This is a genomic window from Methanosaeta sp. UBA356, assembly GCF_002496465.1.
In the GTDB taxonomy this organism is placed as follows: domain Archaea; phylum Halobacteriota; class Methanosarcinia; order Methanotrichales; family Methanotrichaceae; genus Methanothrix; species Methanothrix soehngenii.
On record NZ_DAKC01000041.1, the window covers coordinates 20098 to 22752 of the forward strand.

Consider the following 2655-nt stretch of genomic DNA (forward strand, 5'->3'; position numbering starts at 1 on the left):
AATGGCTTTTCAGCCTTTCAATGCTTCAGGACGCCGTTGACTCAGATCCCTTTCCATCTCTTTCTTCTTCTTCTTCGACTGCCGCGGGGGACGGGTGATGAAGTAGGTATAACCCTTGAGGGTGCGGTTCAGCTCTGCCTCGATCTGCTCCAACTCTCGCTTGCGGATGCTCTCTTTTCTGGTCACGCACTGATCCATGATCTCCCAGATGTAGTCCTTGGTCTCGTAGTTGAAGAAATCCAGCAATTTTTTGCAGGTGTCGCCCTCCACCTTCTGGCAGATATACCACTCGCCATCCTCTGCCATGACATGCACCTCATGAGCGCAGCCCAGAAGGTTATGAAAATCTCCCAGGGTATCCTGATATGCTCCCAGGAGGAAGATGCCCAGATAATAGTCCTGGTTCTCCAGCAGGGGATGCATTTCCAGGTACTCCAGGCCCTCGCTGTCCCCAGCATACCTCTTGATCTCCCCGTCTGAGTCGCAGGTGATATCCACGATCCTGCCCCGTTCGCTGGGCATCTCATCCAGGCGGTGCAGAGGAATGGTTGGGAATATCTGTTCCACCCCCCACATGTCTGGAACTGACTGGAAGAGAGAGAAGTTGCCGATATACTTCTGGCTGACCAGCTTTTTCAGCTCTAAAAACTCATCGGACTCGTCCCCTGCCTCCTTGGCCAGGAATGCCGCCTTTTTGCAGACCATCCAGAATAGGGTCTCGCCCTTAGCCCTCTCCTCAAGGCCGATGTTCCCCAGATTGAAGGAGTCGTAAAGCTCGTCTCTATACTGCAGAGCATCATGGTAGTGCTCCTTGTAGTTATCGATGTTGATCTCTTTGAAGGCGCTGCAGAGGTCATCGATCTGCATGGGTGCCTCATCATCCGGGGGCCGGAGAGGGGAGCTTTTGGCGTTCTTTCTGCCGATTATCTTGAAGATGAGCATGCTGTGGTAGGCGGCGATGGCCCTTCCACTCTCGGAGACTATGGTGGGACAGGGAACCTCCTCATCATCACAGATCTTCTGCACCGTATAGACGATGTCGTTCGCGTACTCCTGCAGAGAATAGTTGGCGCTGGAAGGGGTAGCGGTGTTCGAGCCGTTGTAGTCCACAGAGAGGCCGCCGCCCACATTCAGATACTCGATATCTGCCATCTTTCGCGCTTTGGCATAAACCCTCGCAGCCTCGTTCATTGCGTTCTTGACCGTCCGGATGTCGGTGATCTGCGAGCCGATATGGAAGTGGAGCATCTTCAGGCTGCTAGTAAGCCCTCTCTCCTCGAGGATTCTCATCAATTCCAGGGCCTCGCTGGTAGAGAGGCCGAACTTGGCAGACTCCCCACCCGACTCCACCCACCGGCCGGAGCCGCGGGCAAAGAGCTTCACCCTCATCCCGACTCTTGGCACCACGCCCATGGCATCGGCGTACTTCAGGATGTCGTAGATCTCCTCGAAAAGGTCTACCACTATGATTATATTGTTCAGATTGTGAATGCTCAGGGCGAGGCGGAGATAATCCTCATCCTTGTAGCCATTGCAGATCAGGGGAGCATATCTTGGCAGGCCCAAAGAGAGAGCGGCCAGTAGCTCTGCCTTGGTTCCCACCTCCATACCGATCTTATGCTTGGCTCCGTATTTGATGATATACTCGATGACCTCTTTTCTCTGGTTGACCTTCATGGGAAAGATGGGCTGATAAGTGCCGGAATAATTGAACTCCTCTATAGCTCCCATAAATGCGCCTGTGATCTCATCTATCCGGTCCTCCAGCATCTGGGGAAAGCGGAGGAGGACGGGGAACTCCAGATCCCTGGATTTCTCTATCTCCTCAATGAGATCCATGATATCCACGGATTGATACAAATTCTTATTGGGAAGAACGACGACATTTCCCTTCTCGTTAACAGAAAAATAGCCGTTCCCCCATTTTTCTATTCCGTAGAGCTCAATAGAATCCTCAGCTTTCCACATAGATCTCCGCCTTCTTCATCTGCTGTCTGCCCCCAGATCCCTGTATGCCTTCATCTGCTGCCATCCCCTGCCTGCCAGTCAAAATCACAATCATCTAGCATTTAGACTCTGCATTCTCGTGATGCGGAGCCCGTTCTCTTCGAACCTTGCTTAAGAGATCCTATAGGTATATAATACTTCACCTCAATTCGGCAGGAGCCCCCGTCCTTCAGGGTGGGGAGGAATGCCGAAAGTTCTATATGTATATGGATCGTTATTATCTATGCAATGATGCAAACCCTCAAAGTCAAACTGGATACCTCGGCTGAAAATAACCGTGCGCTCCTTGAGACTATGCATCAGTTCAACGCCGCCTGCAATTACGTGGGGGAAAAGGCTTTTGAACTCCATACAGCCAACAAAATCGAATTGCAGAAGATTGTTTATCGTGATATTCGGGAAATGTTTGGCATCTCTGCTCAGATGGCTGTTAGGGCCATATCCAAGTCCTGCGAAGCCTACAAGAGAGATAAGTCCATTAAGCCCAAATTTGATCCCAATGGAGCTGTTATCTATGATCAGAGAATCATGTCCTGGAAGGGACTCGATAGGGTATCCTTGCTGACGCTCGATGGCGGAATTAAGCTACCTGTCGGGATCTGTGATTACCATGCTCCAAGGCTTGCCAGAATCCGAGGTCAGGCCGAT

Annotated in this window: 1 protein-coding gene and 1 pseudogene; one reads left to right on the top strand and one right to left on the bottom strand. The window is 51.4% G+C overall.

All coding sequences use genetic code 11. The features are described from left to right. Positions 1-9: 9 nt before the first annotated feature. The gene (speA, locus tag BP727_RS03380) at positions 10-1968 is read right to left on the bottom strand and encodes a biosynthetic arginine decarboxylase (RefSeq protein ID WP_273278605.1); all 1959 of its coding nucleotides are present in this window, start codon (positions 1966-1968) and stop codon (positions 10-12) included. Between the two features lie 267 nt (positions 1969-2235). On the opposite strand from speA, the pseudogene BP727_RS03385 reads away from it, so the two are divergent. Continuing rightward, positions 2236-2655, top strand: a pseudogene (locus BP727_RS03385) (RNA-guided endonuclease TnpB family protein); the annotation flags it as partial.